The sequence below is a fragment of the Streptomyces changanensis genome (assembly GCF_024600715.1).
Taxonomy (GTDB): Bacteria; Actinomycetota; Actinomycetes; order Streptomycetales; family Streptomycetaceae; genus Streptomyces; species Streptomyces changanensis.
Genome location: NZ_CP102332.1, coordinates 3,240,113 through 3,255,548, shown reverse-complemented (window position 1 = coordinate 3,255,548; position 15,436 = coordinate 3,240,113). Strand labels below are relative to the sequence as shown.

General features: G+C 75.7%; 13 protein-coding genes. 8 read left to right on the top strand and 5 right to left on the bottom strand.

Annotated elements, in window-relative coordinates:
- The first annotated feature begins 179 nt into the window (after nt 1-179).
- Nucleotides 180-2,249 (top strand): PhoX family protein, encoded by a 2,070-nt coding sequence (locus NRO40_RS14370; protein WP_058944038.1) that lies wholly within the window; start codon nt 180-182, stop codon nt 2,247-2,249.
- Nucleotides 2,250-2,503: 254 nt separating this feature from the next.
- Here NRO40_RS14370 and NRO40_RS14365 read toward each other — a convergent pair whose 3' ends face one another.
- From NRO40_RS14365 to NRO40_RS14355, 3 genes are all read right to left on the bottom strand, one after another.
- On the bottom strand, nt 2,504-3,595 hold the full coding sequence (locus NRO40_RS14365; protein WP_232791189.1) for a hypothetical protein: 1,092 nt from the start codon (nt 3,593-3,595) through the stop codon (nt 2,504-2,506).
- Nucleotides 3,596-3,639: 44 nt separating this feature from the next.
- Nucleotides 3,640-5,121, bottom strand: a complete 1,482-nt coding sequence (locus NRO40_RS14360; RefSeq protein ID WP_058944037.1) for an APC family permease — start codon at nt 5,119-5,121, stop codon at nt 3,640-3,642.
- 187 nt (nt 5,122-5,308) lie between these two features.
- On the bottom strand, nt 5,309-6,241 hold the full coding sequence (locus tag NRO40_RS14355; protein ID WP_079047334.1) for an endonuclease/exonuclease/phosphatase family protein: 933 nt from the start codon (nt 6,239-6,241) through the stop codon (nt 5,309-5,311).
- Nucleotides 6,242-6,501: 260 nt separating this feature from the next.
- Here NRO40_RS14355 and NRO40_RS14350 point away from each other — a divergent pair, with 260 nt between their 5' ends.
- The 7 genes from NRO40_RS14350 (at nt 6,502) to NRO40_RS14320 (ending at nt 14,110) form a co-directional block, all read left to right on the top strand.
- Nucleotides 6,502-6,912 (top strand): hypothetical protein, encoded by a 411-nt coding sequence (locus NRO40_RS14350; protein WP_058944036.1) that lies wholly within the window; start codon nt 6,502-6,504, stop codon nt 6,910-6,912.
- A gap of 288 nt (nt 6,913-7,200) precedes the next feature.
- Nucleotides 7,201-8,199, top strand: a complete 999-nt coding sequence (locus NRO40_RS14345) for an ATP-binding cassette domain-containing protein (RefSeq protein WP_058944035.1) — start codon at nt 7,201-7,203, stop codon at nt 8,197-8,199.
- A complete protein-coding gene (locus NRO40_RS14340; protein ID WP_058944034.1) occupies nt 8,196-9,071 on the top strand; it encodes an ABC transporter permease in 876 nt (291 codons plus the stop codon). The genes NRO40_RS14345 and NRO40_RS14340 overlap by 4 nt, the downstream gene beginning before the upstream one ends.
- Nucleotides 9,072-9,339: 268 nt before the next feature.
- On the top strand, nt 9,340-10,587 hold the full coding sequence (locus NRO40_RS14335) for a bifunctional cobalt-precorrin-7 (C(5))-methyltransferase/cobalt-precorrin-6B (C(15))-methyltransferase (RefSeq protein WP_058944033.1): 1,248 nt from the start codon (nt 9,340-9,342) through the stop codon (nt 10,585-10,587).
- On the top strand, nt 10,584-11,336 hold the full coding sequence (gene cobM, locus NRO40_RS14330) for a precorrin-4 C(11)-methyltransferase (RefSeq protein ID WP_058944032.1): 753 nt from the start codon (nt 10,584-10,586) through the stop codon (nt 11,334-11,336). The genes NRO40_RS14335 and cobM overlap by 4 nt, the downstream gene beginning before the upstream one ends.
- Nucleotides 11,337-11,712: 376 nt before the next feature.
- Nucleotides 11,713-13,146, top strand: coding sequence for a hypothetical protein (locus NRO40_RS30580; RefSeq protein ID WP_058945306.1), 1,434 nt, complete (start codon nt 11,713-11,715; stop codon nt 13,144-13,146).
- A 472-nt stretch (nt 13,147-13,618) separates the two neighbouring features.
- Complete coding sequence (locus tag NRO40_RS14320) at nt 13,619-14,110, top strand: hypothetical protein (RefSeq protein WP_058945305.1); 492 nt, start codon at nt 13,619-13,621, stop codon at nt 14,108-14,110.
- Between the two features lie 61 nt (nt 14,111-14,171).
- Here NRO40_RS14320 and NRO40_RS14315 read toward each other — a convergent pair whose 3' ends face one another.
- Together NRO40_RS14315 and NRO40_RS14310 are read right to left on the bottom strand one after the other, a co-directional pair.
- Nucleotides 14,172-14,387 carry a hypothetical protein gene (locus tag NRO40_RS14315; RefSeq protein WP_058945304.1) on the bottom strand — a complete coding sequence of 72 codons (216 nt, stop codon included), beginning with the start codon at nt 14,385-14,387 and terminating at the stop codon, nt 14,172-14,174.
- A 184-nt stretch (nt 14,388-14,571) separates the two neighbouring features.
- On the bottom strand, nt 14,572-15,156 hold the full coding sequence (locus NRO40_RS14310) for a hypothetical protein (protein ID WP_058945303.1): 585 nt from the start codon (nt 15,154-15,156) through the stop codon (nt 14,572-14,574).
- Between the last annotated feature and the right edge of the window lie 280 nt (nt 15,157-15,436).

Below are 15,436 nucleotides of genomic sequence, written 5' to 3'. Positions count from 1 at the left end.
CGCCGTCCACCCGGGCGTCGGCCCGGCGATCGGCCCGGCCCTCAACCCCGCCCCGGACGCCCCGCGTTCATCGCCCGTTCACGCCGACGCCTCCGCCCTGCACGAGGGCGTGTCTAACGTCGCGGCCGAACGACATCCCGACAGCACGTCGGCGCGGTGCGCGCCGAAGGAGGAACATCGTGCGCAAGCTGCTGCCGTTGCTCACCACCACCCCGCACGCCGGCGCCGGCGGACGGTCCGCCCTCACCTGCCGGTACCGCTGCGGCGACGCCTGCTTCCACGAGGTGCCGAACACCAGCGACAACGAGTACGCCGGCGACGTCATCGCCCGCGCCCTCTCCCGCCGTTCGATGATGCGCGCCGCCGCCGCGGTGACCGTCGCGACCGCCGCGGGCGGCGCCGTGCTCGGCGCGGCCGCTCCCGAGGCGCACGCCGCGCGCGGTACCGCGGCCGGCTCCGCCGCCCCGACCGCCGGCAAGGCGCTCGGCGCGCGCGGCCTGCGCTTCACGCCCGTCGCGCCCAACACGGCCGACCGGGTCACCGTGCCGAACGGGTACACGCATGAGGTCGTCATCCGCTGGGGCGAACCGATCCTGCGCGGCGCGCCCGCCTTCGACCCGGAGCGGCAGACCGCGCGGGCACAGGCGGGCCAGTTCGGGTACAACAACGACTTCCTGTCGCTGCTGCCGCTGCGGGGCGAGCCGGGCCGCCAGGTGCTCGTCGCGAACCACGAGTACACCGACGAGGTGCTGATGTTCCGCGGGTACGACCCGCAGAACCCCACCCGCGAGCAGGTCGAGATCGCCTGGGCCGCGCACGGCCTGTCGGTCGTCGTCGTGCAGGAGGAGCACCGCACCGGGCGGCTCACGCCGGTCCGGCGGCACCCGCTGAACCGCCGCCTCACCGCGACCAGCGTCTTCGAGATGACGGGCCCGGCCGCCGGCAGCCCGCTGCTGCGGACGTCCGCCGACCCGACGGGCCGCAGGGTCCTCGGCACCCTCAACAACTGCGCGGGCGGCACCACCCCGTGGGGCACCACCCTGCACGGCGAGGAGAACTTCAACCAGTACTTCGCCAACGGCTCCTCCGTCACCGACAAGCGGTACGGCCTCGGCTCCGGCGCCACCGAGCGCAAGTGGGAGCGGTTCGACAGGCGTTTCGACGCCGGGCAGGAGCCCAACGAGTCGCACCGCTTCGGCTGGGTCGTCGAACTCGACCCGTACGACCCGGACTCGACGCCGCGCAAGCGCACCGCGCTCGGCCGCTTCAAGCACGAGGCCGCGCAGCCGCGCCTGACCGCCGACGGCCGCCCGGTCGTCTACATGGGCGACGACGAGCGCTTCGACTACTTCTACAAGTTCGTCTCCTCGAAGCGGATGATGAAGGGCGACTCCCGCCGGGCCCGCGAGCACAACCTCACCCTCCTCGACGAGGGCACCCTGTACGTCGCCAAGCTGACCGGCGACAGCCCGCAGGACGTCGACGGCACCGGCCGGCTCCCGAACGACGGCGAGTTCGACGGCAGCGGCCAGTGGATCCCGCTCGCCACCGGGAACGTCTCGCACGTGCCCGGCATGACCGCCGAGGAGGTGTACGTCTTCACGCGCCTCGCCGGCGACAAGGTCGGCGCGACGAAGATGGACCGCCCCGAGGACGTCGAGCCCTCCCCGCGCACCGGCCGCGTGTACGTGGCCCTCACCAACAACTCCAACCGCGGCAAGCCCGGCCAGCCCGGTGCGGACGAGGCGAACCCGCGGAACCTCAACAAGCACGGCCAGGTCCTGGAGCTCGCCGAGCACTGGGACGACCCGGCCTCCGACGGCTTCGCCTGGCGCCTGTTCCTCGTCGCGGGCGACCCGGACGACCCGGCCACGTACTTCGCGGGCTACCCGAAGGAGAGGGTGTCGCCGATCTCCTGCCCCGACAACGTCGCCTTCGACCCGCACGGCAACCTGTGGATCTCCACCGACGGCAACGCCCTCGGCTCCCACGACGGCCTGTTCGGCGTCGCCACCCACGGCGAGCGGCGCGGGGAGCTGAAGCAGTTCCTGACCGTGCCGACCGGCGCCGAGACGTGCGGTCCGATCATCCAGAACCGCCGCGTGCTCGTCGCGGTGCAGCACCCGGGCGAGGTCGACGGCGCGAGCGTCGAGAAGCCCGCCTCCACCTGGCCCGACGGGCCGGGCCAAATCGTCCGCCCGTCGGTCGTCGTGGTCTACCGCAAGGACGGCCGCCCGATCGGCGTCTGACCCGCGAGGTCGCCCGCCCGGCCCGCCGGGGTGCCGCGCCCGTGACCCCCGGCAGCGGGCACGGGCGCGCGGGGGCGGGCCCCGGCGGGTCCCGGGGCGGCCCCGGCGGGTGCCGGTGGCCGGGCGGCCCCACGGGCGGGTCCCGGGGCGGCCCCGGGGCCGGGGGCGTACGGGCCGCCCGGTCCCACGGGCCGCCCGGTCCCAGGCGCGGGCCCGGTCCCACGCGGGCCGGCCCCTCGGGCGGCGGGGTGGCTTCACGGGGTGGCGCGGGCCTGTGCGCGCCACCTCGTGAACTGCTCCGCCGGGTCGCCCGTGTACGACCACGGGGACCGCGACACCCGCGGACCCAGCAGCCGGAACAGATCTCCCGCCACCTCCAGGCGGCCCGCGTAGCAGGCGGCGTGCGTGAGGTAGTTGAGGAGCTCCACCTCCTCGGGGCGGACCGGGCCCGGCGCCCGGTCGCCGATCCACCGCTCCCAGGTGCGGCGCACCTCCGTGACGGCCAGCTCGTGCTTCCAGTGCTGGTCGAAGCCGCGCACCGAGCCCGGCCCGCGGCCCCGGCCCAGCTCGCCGTCGACGACGTACCGGTACTCCTCGACGCGCGCGATCTGCACCAGCACCGGCAGCGGGCAGCCGGGCGGCGCCGCGCCCGCCGCGTCCCGCGCGAAGTCGTACATCGAGCCGTGCGTGCCGTGCCACCGGGCCGACCAGTAGCGCAGCAGCTGCACGTGGCCCTCGGTGTTGTGCGGGTCGCGCCGGCGCAGCTCGTCCCACCAGCGGCGCAGCTCCGCCCGGCCGACACCGCCCTCGTACAGTCGGGCCACCGTCAGCAGCGACACCCACGGCATCGGGTCGACGGGGCGGGCGTCCGCCGCGGCCAGGCAGGTGTGGACGGCCGCGTCCACCCGGCCCCGGTCCACGGGGGTGCCGCGGCCCGCCGCGATGGCCGCGTCGAAGACCCGTACCACCTCGGTCGCGGCCCGCAGGACCGCCGCGTCCGGGTTGTCCGGCTCGGCCGCCCACCACCCCTCGACGGCCGAGGTGCCGGCCGCGGCGTGCGCGAGCAGCCGGACGCGGTGGGTGCGCAGCGGCCAGTCGTCGCCGGTCTCCCGCAGCAGGTCGCGGACGCCCTGCCAGCGGCCGATGACGAGGTCGTGCCGCACGTCGTCGAGGGCCGCGTCCCCGAAGTACGGGTCGAGGTCCGGGACGAACCGTCCGTCGCGCGCGGCGCGCGACACGCGGCCGATGAGCCCGACGCGTCTGCCGGCGCGGCCGTGCCGGGCGTGCCCGCCGCGGCCGGTCCTGTCCGGGCGCTCCCCTCCGGTGGCGCGGTGGCGTGCGGCCATGCCTTCTCCCCCCGGTCGCGTGGTCCTCGCGTGGTCGGTCGTGGTCAGAAGTCGGTCGCCAACGGCTCGTCGGCGTCCGGCCGGTGCTGCCGCGGCACGTCCGGGTAGCGTCCCTCCGCCCCGGCGAGCGTCCGTACCGCGTCCAGCTTCGCCGGACGGTAGTACGAACTGCCCCGCCGCCAGTACCAGGTCATCGGAATGAGACCTGCCGCGAGGCCGCCGAGGCCGATCACGACGGACGGGCCGGACAGCTCCGCCAGCGACTCGACGAAGATCCACAGCATGAACGCCGAGCCCAGCAGCGGCCACACCCCGCCCAGCAGGAACTCCCGCACCGACGACAGCAGCAGTTTGCGGTAGGCGACGACGGCGGCGAGCCCGGCCAGGCCGTAGTAGAACGCGATCTGCAGCCCCATCGCGCTGACGGCGCCCGAGAGGATGTCGCCCACCGAACCGAGCGCGTTGGCCGCGACGAACAGCGCCAGCGCGACGGCCCCGACGACGCAGATCGCCACCCACGGAGTGTTCCACCGGCGGTGCACCGCGCCGAACGCGGCCGGCACGGTCCGGTCCCGGCCCATCGCGAACAGCGTCCGGGACACCTGGATCAGCGTCGTCTCCAGCGTCGCCACCGTCGACAGCATCACCGCCACGACGAGCAGCTTCCCGCCGACCCCGGGCCAGATCGCGTCCCCGAGCAGGGAGACGGTGTCGGCGGCGCCGCGCGCGGTGACCTCCTCCGCGGACAGGACGACGTTCACGGCGACCGTGAACGCCTCGAAGAGCAGGAAGACCACGCCGACCCCGACGAGCGCGGCGAACCCGGCCGTCCGCCGGCTGTCGCGGGTCTCCTCGCTGAGGTTGCCGGTGACGTCCCAGCCCCAGTACGAGAACGCGGCGATCAGCGCGCCCGACGCGAAGCCGGACACCCCGTCGAAGTGACCGAAACCGAACCACGACCAGTCGAACGCGGCGGCCGCGCCCCCGCGCACCACGGCGCCGAGGACGAACAGCAGCAGGATCAGCAGCTCGACCCCGGTGATGACCATCTGGGCCCGTACGGTCAGCCGGGCCCCGCCGAGGACGACCAGCAGCATCACCAGGAACCAGCCGGCGCCCACCGCCGTCGCGAGCCAGGTGTCGTGGGCCAGCGCCGGGTCGAACAGCGACAGCGTCAGCGCCCCGGCGGGCAGCGACCCCGCCACCATGAACAGCGTCGTGGACACCACCAGCGCCCACCCGCAGAGGAAGCCGAGGAACGGGTGCAGCGCCCGCCCCACCCACGAGTAGGCGGCGCCCGCGTTCACGTCGAGCCGGCCCAGCCGCCCGAAGGCCAGCACGATGCCCAGCATGGGCAGCGCGCAGTACAGCAGCGCGGCGGGCGCGGCGAACCCGACGGCGCCGACGAGCACGGCGGTCGTGGCGGCCAGCGAGTAGGCCGGGGCACTGCCCGCGACCGCCATGACGACGGTGTCGAACGTGCCCAGCACATTGGGTCGAAGCCCTCTGCCGGAAGTGTTGCGCATGCCGAACGTCCTTGACTGGCAGGGGATATGGCGCAGGGACAGCCGCATCGTAGACCCCTGCCTGGAACCCGTCGCTCCACCCCGCTCCCCGGCCCTCGGGTCTCGGACGGCGCGTCCGCGCGGTGCGCGGGCACGGCGGTCCCCGGGTCCGGGACGCCGGGCCCGCGCGGTGCCGCGCACCTGCCGCTCACCCGCCCCGGTGCAGCACGGCGTCCACGACCAGGGCCCGGTGGTCGCTGCCGGGCAGGTCGAGGAAGCGGGCGCCGCGCACCGCGAAGTCCCCGCTGACCAGCACGTGGTCGATCTGCGTCCAGGGAGGTACGGGCAGGTCCGCGGGCCACGACGGGGTACGCGCCCGGCCGGCCAGCCGGGCCGCGTCGTGCAGCCCGCCCGCCCGCAGGACGGCCCGGAACGCCGCGTGGTCCTGCGCCGCGTTGAGGTCCCCCGCGACGACCGCGGGCGTGCCCCGCCGCGCCGCCGCGTCGTCCCGCAGCAGCCCCAGCTCCCGCCGCCACTCCCCGACCAGGCCCGGTACGGGCGGCACCGGGTGCGCGAGCCGGAGCCGTACCGCCACCCCGCCGACCCGGGCCGTCGCGCCGGGCATGCCGAGGGCCGTTCCGGGCAGGACGTCCGGGCCCGTCAGGGGGAACGCGCTGAACACCGCTGATCCGGCCGCGCCCTCCCGCGCCGCCCTCGCCCGGTGCGGCAGCCGGTCGGCCAGCGCGGCGGAGAGCACGTCCGCGCAGGCCGGATCGCACTCCTGGACGAAGAGCAGGTCGGGCCGTTCGCGCCGGGCCGTGTCGACGAGGGCGGGGACCGCGTCGCCGTACTCGACGTTCGCCGTCAGCACCCGCACCGCCGCGGCGACCGGGCCGCGCGCGGCGGTCGTGGCGGGCCCGTACGGCAGGGTGGCCCAGACCGCCGCGGCGAGCACCCCCGCCGCCCACGCCGCCAGGGCCGGCCGGGCGCGTCCCCGCGCGGCGGGCGCGAGCAGCAGCGCCGCGGCCGCCGGGGCGCCCAGCCACGGCAGCAGCGACAGCAGTTGCGGCACGGGCGTGACGGCGTCGGTGTCCAGCAGCCGGGCGGCACAGGTCACGGTGGGCGCGACGAGCAGCGCCACGGCCCCCCACGCCGGCCGGCGGCCCGCCGATCCACCGGCCGGTCCCCGCGCCGGCCGGCGGCCCGCCGATCCACCCCCCGGCCCCCACGCCGGGGGGTGCCACCGGGCCGCCGCCCCCCGTGCCGGTCTCCCCGTTGCCGGCCGCCGCCGGCCCGCTGATCCACTTGCCGGCTCCCCCGCCCGGGTGTGCCCTGGGAAGCGGGTCCACCGGCCCGCGCGCCGCAGGACCCGTCGGGACACCCGTCGGAAGGAGCCCGACCATGGGCGCACACGCGGCACCCGCTCGCCACCGTCGTTCACGGCCCCGCCCGCCGGGCCGCACGGCGGACCGGCACCCCCTGCGCCGGGCCGTGCCCGCCGCCCTCGCCGTCGTCTACGGCCTGTACGCGGGATTCCTCCACCGGGGCGACGGCCCGACCGACTGGGGCGACGTCCTGTTCGGCCTGGTCTGCGCCCTGGTGTTCGGCGCGCTCTGCTTCGTGCTCGCGCGGGCCCAGGGCTCGCTGCCCCGGGAGACGCGCGGCCTGGCGTACGGAGCGCTGGGCGGGATCGGCGTCGGCTTCCTGTACAGCGCCTCCGGCGGCACGCTCCTGGCCTGCGCCGTGCTCGGCCTGCTCGTCGGGGCGGCCGTCTTCTGCGCGGCGTTCTACGTCTTCTACACCCATGAGTGACCCCGCGGATCGGCCGCGCACCCGCCCGCGCGGACGCCTGCGGCCACGGTAACGCAGCCCACCCCACCGGTCACCGCAGGTCACGGGCCGCCCATACCCGCACCGCGCCGCATGGCGCCGTGCGGGTGACGGCCGGACACTGGGGGAGTGCCGCCACACCCGCGCACCACGGGCACCGGACGGCGCACCACCGGAACCGGGCAGCGCGCCGCAGCACCGCCGCTCGGGCCGCACCGCCGCTCCGGCCCCACCCCCGGAGGGCCCCGGAGCACACCGGAGGACCCCGCCATGACCCCACACCCCGTCGGCGCCGGCACGGCCGTCCCCGACCTCGCGGTCGAGACGCACGGCCTGGTCAAGGTGTTCGGCGCCACCCGGGCCGTCGACGGCGTCGACCTGCGCGTGCCCGCCGGCACGGTCTACGGGGTGCTCGGGCCGAACGGCGCCGGCAAGACGACCGCCGTGAAGGTCCTCGCCACCCTGTTGCGCCCCGACGGCGGCGAGGCCCGGGTCTTCGGCCGGGACGTGGTGCGCGACGCCGACGCCGTCCGCGGCCGGGTCAGCCTCACCGGCCAGTACGCCTCCGTGGACGAGGACCTGACCGGCACGGAGAACCTCGTCCTCCTCGGGCGGCTCCTCGGCCACGGCCGGACCGCCGCCCGCGACCGCTCCGCGCAGCTGCTGGAGGCGTTCGGGCTGGCGGACGCGGCGGCGCGGCAGGTGAAGCACTACTCGGGCGGCATGCGGCGCCGCATCGACATCGCCGCGTCCATCCTCAACACCCCCGACCTGCTCTTCCTCGACGAGCCGACGACCGGCCTCGACCCCCGCTCCCGCAACCAGGTCTGGGACATCGTGCGGGCCGTCGTCGCCCAGGGGACCACGGTGCTGCTCACCACCCAGTACCTGGACGAGGCGGACCAATTGGCGTCCCGCATCGCGGTCATCGACCGGGGCAGGGTCATCGCGGAGGGCACCAAGGGCGAGCTGAAGGCGTCGGTGGGCTCCGGCTCCGTCCACGTGCGGCTCCGGGAGGCGGAGCAGCGGGACGAGGCGGTGCGGGTCCTGGAGGCGGCGCTCGGCACGACCGCGCAGCTCGACCCGGACCCCGTGGCGCTGACCGCGACGGTCGACGGCGGGCGCAGCGAGCTGGGCGCGGCCGAGCAGGCGGCACGGGCGCTCGCCGCACTCGCCCGGGCGGGTGTCACCGTGGACGACTTCGCGCTGGGGCAGCCGAGTCTGGACGAGGTGTTCCTGGCGCTGACGGGCAAGGAGGGGTCGGCATGAGCACGACCACGTCGCAGAAGTCGCAGAAGCAGCGGGCCGACGACGCGGCGGTCGCCGTACCGCGCCCCGCGGACCTGGCCGCCCTGCTGGTCACCGGCGCGGACCGGCGGCCACCGCGCCCGTCCGCCCTGTCGGCGTCCCTCACCTTCGGCTGGCGGGCGATGCTCAAGATCAAGCACGTGCCCGAGCAGCTCTTCGACGTGACGGCCTTCCCGATCATGATGGTGCTGATGTACACGTACCTCTTCGGCGGCGCGCTCGCCGGGTCGGTCGCGCAGTACATCCAGTTCCTGCTGCCCGGCATCCTCACGATGAGCGTCGTGATGATCACCATGTACACGGGGATCGCCGTCAACACCGACATCGAGAAGGGCGTCTTCGACCGCTTCCGCACCCTGCCCATCTGGCGCCCCGCCCCGATGGTCGGCTACCTGCTGGGCGACGTGGTCCGGTACCTGATCGCGTCGGCGGTCATGCTCTCCGTGGGCCTGCTCATCGGCTACCGGCCCGACGGCGGGGTGGTCGGGGTGCTCGCGGGCGTGGCGCTGCTGATGGTCTTCTCGTTCGCGTTCTCGTGGATCTGGACGATGTTCGGGCTGCTGCTGCGGAGCGAGAAGTCCGTGATGGGCGTCAGCATGATGGTGATCTTCCCGCTGACGTTCCTCAGCAACGTCTTCGTGGACCCGCGCACCATGCCGGGCTGGCTCCAGGTGTTCGTGAACAACAGCCCCGTGACCCACCTGGCCACGTCGGTACGGGAACTGATGGCGGGCGCCCGCCCCTTGGCGGACATCGCCTGGACCCTGGGCTGGTCGGCGGTGTTCGTGACGGTCTTCGGCGCGGTGACGATGCGCCTGTACAACCGCAAGTAGGGGGCCGGGGCGGGCGGGAGTCCGGCGGCACGCCGCCTCGGGGGGCGGTCACCCGTCGCCGCCCCGGCACCGCCCGGATCCGGTGCCGCCCGGCCCCTGCCCTCGCGCCAGGCCCGCAGCGCCCGCCCCGGCACCACCGCCGCCCGGACCCGGCACCGCCGCCGCCCCGCGCCCCCCCGCCCCCGCGCGCACCCCGACCCCTCCCGGGCACCGGCACGCGGCACCCGCCGCCTCACCCCACCCGGACCGGCCGGTAGGGTTCCGGCCCGTGAGCTGCCCGGAGAACACCCCGCCCGTCACCGTCGTCGGCATCGGCGCCGACGGCTGGGCCGGGCTGTCCGGTCCCGCCCGCGACGCCCTGCGCGCCGCGGAGGTCGTCATCGGCGGCGGCGCCCGCCAGCTCGGCCTGCTGCCGCGGGCGGAGGTCACCGCGGAGCGCGTCGCCTGGCCCGTACCGCTGCGCCCCGCCGTGCCGCGGCTGCTGGCGGCCCACGCGGGCCGCCGTGTCGCGGTCCTGGCCAGCGGTGACCCGATGTTCCACGGCGTCGGCCGCGCCCTCGCCGAGGTCCTCGGCCCGGAGCGGCTGCGCGTCCTGCCGCACCCGTCGTCCGTCGCGTACGCCTGCGCCCGGCTCGGCTGGCCCGTGGAGGACACCGCGACCGTCACGCTGGTCGGCCGCCCCCTAGACACCCTGACCGCCGCCCTCCACGACGGGCGGCGCCTGCTGGTGCTCAGCTCCGGCGCCGCCACCCCGGGCGAGGTGGCCGCCCTGCTGCGGGCCCGCGGGTACGGGCCCAGCCGCCTGCGCGTGCTGGAGCAGCTCGGCCACCCCGACCGCGAACGCGTCCTGCGCGGCACCGCCGAGGAGTGGCCGCACCCGCCGGGCGACCCGCTGAACGTCGTCGCCGTCGACTGCGTCCGCGCGCCCGACGCGCCGCGCCTCGGCGCCGTACCCGGGCTGCCCGACACGGCGTACGAGCACGACGGGCAGCTCACCAAGCGCCACGTGCGCGCCGCGACGCTCGCCGCGCTGGCGCCCGCGCCCGGCGAGCTGCTGTGGGACGTCGGCGGCGGCTCCGGCTCCATCGGCGTCGAGTGGATGCGCGTCCACCCCACCTGCCGCGCCGTCACCGTCGAGCGCGACCCGCAGCGCGCCGCCCGCATCGCCCGCAACGCCGCCGCCCTCGGGGTACCGGGCCTGCGGGTCGTCCGGGCCGCCGCGCCCGCCGGCCTCGCCGGACTGGACACCCCCGACGCCGTGTTCGTCGGCGGCGGGCTGACCGCGCCCGGTCTGCTGGACGCCTGCTGGGCGGCGCTGCGGCCGGGCGGCCGGCTGGTCGCCAACACCGTCACCCTCGAATCGGAGGCGCTGCTCGCCGACCGGTACCGGCGCCACGGCGGCGAACTGGTGCGGCTCGCGGTCGCGCACGCCGTCCCGGTGGGCGGCTTCACCGGCTGGCGCCAGGCCATGCCGGTCACGCAATGGTCCGTCACGAAGCAGGAGACAGCAGGATGACCGTCTACTTCATCGGGGCGGGCCCCGGCGCCGCCGACCTCATCACCGTGCGCGGCGCCCGCACCCTCGCCTCCTGCGGGGTGTGCCTGTACGCCGGGTCGCTCGTCCCCCGCGAGCTGCTCGCCGAGTGCCCGCCGGACGCCCGGCTCGTCGACACGGCCCGCCTCGACCTGGACGCCATCACCGCCGAGCTGGTCCGCGCGCACGAGGAGGGCCACGACGTGGCCCGCCTCCACTCGGGCGACCCGTCCGTCTTCAGCGCCGTCGCCGAGCAGATGCGGCGGCTGGACGCGGCGGGCATCCCGTACGAGGTGGTGCCGGGCGTCCCGGCGTTCGCCGCCGCCGCCGCGTCGCTGAAGCGGGAGCTGACCGTGCCGACCGTCGGCCAGACGGTCATCCTGACCCGGATCGCCGAGCAGGCCACGGCCATGCCGGAGGGCGAGGACCTCGCGACGCTCGGCCGCAGCGGTGCCCTGCTGGTGCTGCACCTGGCGGCCCGGTACGTCGACCGCGTCGTCGCCGAACTGACCCCGCACTACGGCGCGGACTGCCCGGCGGCGGTCGTCGCGATGGCCAGCCGCCCCGACGAGGTGGTCCTGCGCGGCACCCTCGCCGACATCGCGGCGGCCACGAAGGAGGCCGGCATCACGCGCACGGCGGTCATCCTGGTGGGCCGTACGCTGGCGGCGACGCAGTTCCGGGACAGCCACCTGTACTCGCCGGAGCGGGACCGGCACACCTGCGACTGAGCCACCCGGCCGGCCGTCGCCCGGCGGCGGGGCGGCGGGGCGGCGGGGCGGCGGGGCGGCGGCGGCCCGGCCCGCCGGGTTGCCCGTCCGCCTGTCCGACCGCCCCGCCGGCCCGCCGGCCCGCCGGCCCGCCGGCCCGCCGGCCCGCCGGCCCGGAGACCGGCCGATGACAATCCCCACACGGAAAGTCCGGGCCGCGGGGGCAACTGTACGGCTCGCCCCGGTTTGGGAGTTGGTGGAGCGTCAGCTTCCCCGGCGGTGCGGTCGGCCCCCCGGCCCGTGCCCTTCTCCGGGGCGAGCGGGCTCCCTACGATCGACCCGACCACCGGCGTGACCTGCCGCGTGCGTGACCTCCGCTCCCGGGGAAAGAGCACTCGTGAAGACCAGACGTACTTTCGCGACCACCGTCGCCACCGCCGTCGCCGCCACCGTGGCCGCCCCCGTCGTCCTGCTCGCCGCGTCGCCGGCGTCCGCCGGGACGACGGCCCCGGCGGCGCCCGCCACCCCGGCGGCACCTGCCGCCACGGTGGCTGCGGCGGCCCTGGCGGCACCGGGCGCCCCGGCCCCCGGCCCGACGGCGCCGCTGGTGTCCCCGCCGGCCGCGTCGGCCGCCCTCCGCGCGGACGGACCGTCCGCCGCGGACCTGAAGCGGCTGGAGAAGGCCGTCGCCGACGCCCGCAAGGCGCTCGACGCCGCCATCGCGGCGCGGGCCGCGGCGAGTGCCGCGATCGACGCGGCGTTCGAGCCGACCAACCCGCACGTACTGGCGATCGCCGCGGCGGAGAAGGAGGCGGCCGCGGCCGCCGAGAAGGCCGCCAAGGCCGAGGAGGCCCTGAAGGCAGCTCGCGAGAAGCTCGCCGCCGTCACCTCGGACGAGACGGCGACGCCGCAGCAGAAGGAGGACGCGCGGAAGGCCGTCCAGGAGGCCGAGACGGCCACCGAGGCCGCCGCGACGGCGAAGGCCGCTGCGGACGGGAAGGTCCAGGACGCCGACCGTGCCTACGACGACGCCAAGTTCGCCCTCGCCAAGGCCCTCGGCGCCGCCCAGACCGCCGTCGCGAAGGCCCGGGAGGAGCTGGCCGCCGCGGAGAAGGCCCTCGCCGACGCGAAGGGCAGCGGCCACGGTGTCTGCGCCCGCGACGAGACCGCCGTCGCCGAGCTGGTCGGACTGCCCGAGAAGATCGTGGTGGGCAAGCCGGTCGAGCTGACGGTCCGCGTCACCAACACGTCCGAGCGGACGATGGACCGCGCCTACGGCCAGATCGTGATCGGTTCGGCCGACAGGGGCGTCGTCCCGCCGTTCGGGCTGGAGTGGACGTCGAGGACCGCGCCCGGCTGGAAGAAGGCGGACACCTCCGGGCTCGCCGTCAACGTCGGCCCGCTGGCCCCCCGTGCCGCCGGCACGTACACCCTGCGCCTGAGCCCGGCCGCCGACGCGAAGGCGTGGAAGGGCCGGATCGAGGTGTCCGCCTGGTACGAGCGCGGCGAGGACTGCGGCGCCAACGCGCGCTGGACGAGCCACCCGCTGGAGCTCGGCGTGGCCCCGTCCCCCACCCCGAAGCCCACCCCGAAGCCGACCGCGAAGCCGACTCCGACGCCCAGCAGCTCCCCGAGCCCGCAGGGCGGCACGGGCAGCACCCCGATCGGCACGACCACGACCACCACGACCACCGGGACGACCACCGGGACCCTCGCGAAGACCGGTTCCTCCGACGCCCTGGGCGGCTACGCGCTCGCCGCGGGCGCCGCGATCGTCATCGGCGCGGGCGCGGTGTTCGCCACCCGCCGCCGCTCCACGACGGGCGCCTGACACACCCGCGCGCCGCGCGTCACCCCCGGGCCAGGCCCCGGCCGCGTAGACCCCCGAGTCCGCGGCCGGGGCCTCCGCACGCCCGCACCCCCCGGCCCCGGCCCCCGCATCCCCCGGCCCCGATCGGCCCCCGCAGCCCTTCGGCTCCCGAAGCGCTTCCGCCCGGGTGGTTCCCCGCACCCCGACGCGCCACCCCGCGCGCCCCCGCAACCACCCCCACCACCTCCCGCACCCCCCACACCGCACCCAACACCGCGCCTGGCAAGCCCAGTTGCCGCGACCGACCGTCCTCGCCGCCGGCCCCCCGCGCCCCGGCCCCCGGCAGGTCCCCTTCCCCCACCGGGTCACGGTGTGTTCACTTCTCCCCTACCGGGAGCCCGCCGCGCGCCGGCACGGCGGGCGCCCACCATGTCCACCGTGCGGTCCGCACGTACGAGGGGGAGGCGCCCATGGCAGGAAAGCGAGCCGCGAGGTGATCGCGGCGGTCGGCCACACCGACCTGACCCCGGAGACCCTGGCCCTGGTCGAGGAGGAACTGCGCACCCGCCTGGAACACCTCGCGGACGACGCCACCGGGCTCGTACGCGTCGGCGCGGGCCTGCCCGTGGCGTTCGGCCGCGCGGTCCGCGGGGCGGGCCGCGGCCTGGTCGTCCTGCTCCCGGCCCAGGGCTCGGTACCGGCCGTGCTCCCCCGCCGCGACCGCCACGCCGCCGGCGAACTCCTCCGCCTGGCCGAGCAGATGCGGCTCATGCCGTACGACCCGGAGGGCCGCGACGCGTGCGTCGGCGCGGACGAGCGCATGATCGCCACCAGCCGCCACATCCTGGCGGTCTGGGACGGCTCCCCCTCCGACGGGCGCGACGCGACGGCCCACCTGGTCGCCTACGCCCGCGCCCGCGGCATCCCGGTGGACGTGGTCTGGCCCCCGGGCGCCACCCGCCACCCCATTCCCGCGGTCACATGACCGGCCGGGCGGGGCAAGCCTCCGCAGCCGTCCGAGCGCCCGGCGTCCCGGAACGCGGCACCTACCGGGGAGGAGAGCCGTCGCGGGCCCGCCGGGTCGCCCCACGGCTCACCACCCAGATGCTGATCAGCACCATGAGCACCCCGCCGACCAACCACCCCACGGACCCACCGGCGCGGTAGTCCCTGATCCCGGTGGCCAGGAGGAGACCGGACGGGATGAGCCCCGCCCAGTCGAGGACCCGATCCGCCCTCGTGGCTCTCGAAGACTCGGTCACGGGCCGATCCTGACAGGTGGGGGTGCCCGCCACCAGACCGGAAGCCGCCGACAACGGTGCCACAGGAGCCGACCGGACGGACCGGGGCGAGAGGGACCGATCCCTCCGGAGCCCTCGTCGCGTCCCAGCGGCGTCCGGTCTCAGGCGACCTCAACCCCCCGGGGTGCTCAAAGACGCCGGCGCCCTACACCTGCCTGCAGCATCCGTACTGCCGGCATATGTAGTAGTGGCCCGAGGATCTCATGAGGAAGCCGCATTCCGGACAGGCGGGGACTTGATGCGGGTTGACTCTGAGCACGCACGCGTTCTGCATCTTCAATGCGACCTCAGCGGTTTCCCGCCCATGGTGGCGGATGCCTTGCTGCATGAACTCGAATGCGCCGTAGACGTGTCCACACTCCGGGCAAGGGATTCGGTTGGAGTACAGAACCCCCGCATCCGATACACCCAGCTCGGACTCGATCCGCTCCTTCTCTTGGTCCGAGACCTCCTCCAGGCCGTATCGCTTCTTCTGTTCAGGGGTCCAGTACCATTCGATGATCGCGTCGTACTGACTCTGCGGCAGGTAGAACGTGGCCGACAAGCCGCTGTGAATGGTGGCCTTCACGATGGATATCACGGTGTGGCCGTCGGTCGAGATCACGGGGTTCCCGCTGCCGACTACTCCATCGATGGAGGTCAACAGGTTTTCCATGGCAATGCACCCGCCTACGGTGAGGGCTGAGTGGGAATTCCGGCCGGGCGTCGAGGGGAAGGTGTTTCCGTCCATCCGGCCTCGTCTCACAGGCGACGGATGTTGACGTTTTGCCACGCAGGGCCGATAGGAATTCATCGTCTCATGGTGCGCTGTGGGTGCAAGCCAGGGCGTAGTGGCGACATGGGAGTGGGCGATCACCCACCCATGAATGGTTTCTTGTTTGACGGTTTTCTTGTCGACAGGTGATGAGTGAACATCCGCCACAGGGCCGAAAGATCTCAGAAAAAAGGGGGGACGGGCCCCGGGACGGGCCAGACAGCATGTCCGGGCTCTGGGAGGGGCTCGCCGACGG

Excerpts from the sequence above, each read along its gene's own strand:
- cobM (WP_058944032.1), top strand. The coding sequence starts at position 10,584 with ATGACCGTCTACTTCATCGGGGCGGGCCCCGGCGCCGCCGACCTCATC.
- NRO40_RS14345 (WP_058944035.1), top strand. The coding sequence starts at position 7,201 with ATGACCCCACACCCCGTCGGCGCCGGCACGGCCGTCCCCGACCTCGCG.
- NRO40_RS14340 (WP_058944034.1), top strand. The coding sequence starts at position 8,196 with ATGAGCACGACCACGTCGCAGAAGTCGCAGAAGCAGCGGGCCGACGAC.
- NRO40_RS14365 (WP_232791189.1), bottom strand. The coding sequence starts at position 3,595 with ATGGCCGCACGCCACCGCGCCACCGGAGGGGAGCGCCCGGACAGGACC.
- NRO40_RS14310 (WP_058945303.1), bottom strand. The coding sequence starts at position 15,156 with ATGGACGGAAACACCTTCCCCTCGACGCCCGGCCGGAATTCCCACTCA.
- NRO40_RS14360 (WP_058944037.1), bottom strand. The coding sequence starts at position 5,121 with ATGCGCAACACTTCCGGCAGAGGGCTTCGACCCAATGTGCTGGGCACG.
- NRO40_RS14350 (WP_058944036.1), top strand. The coding sequence starts at position 6,502 with ATGGGCGCACACGCGGCACCCGCTCGCCACCGTCGTTCACGGCCCCGC.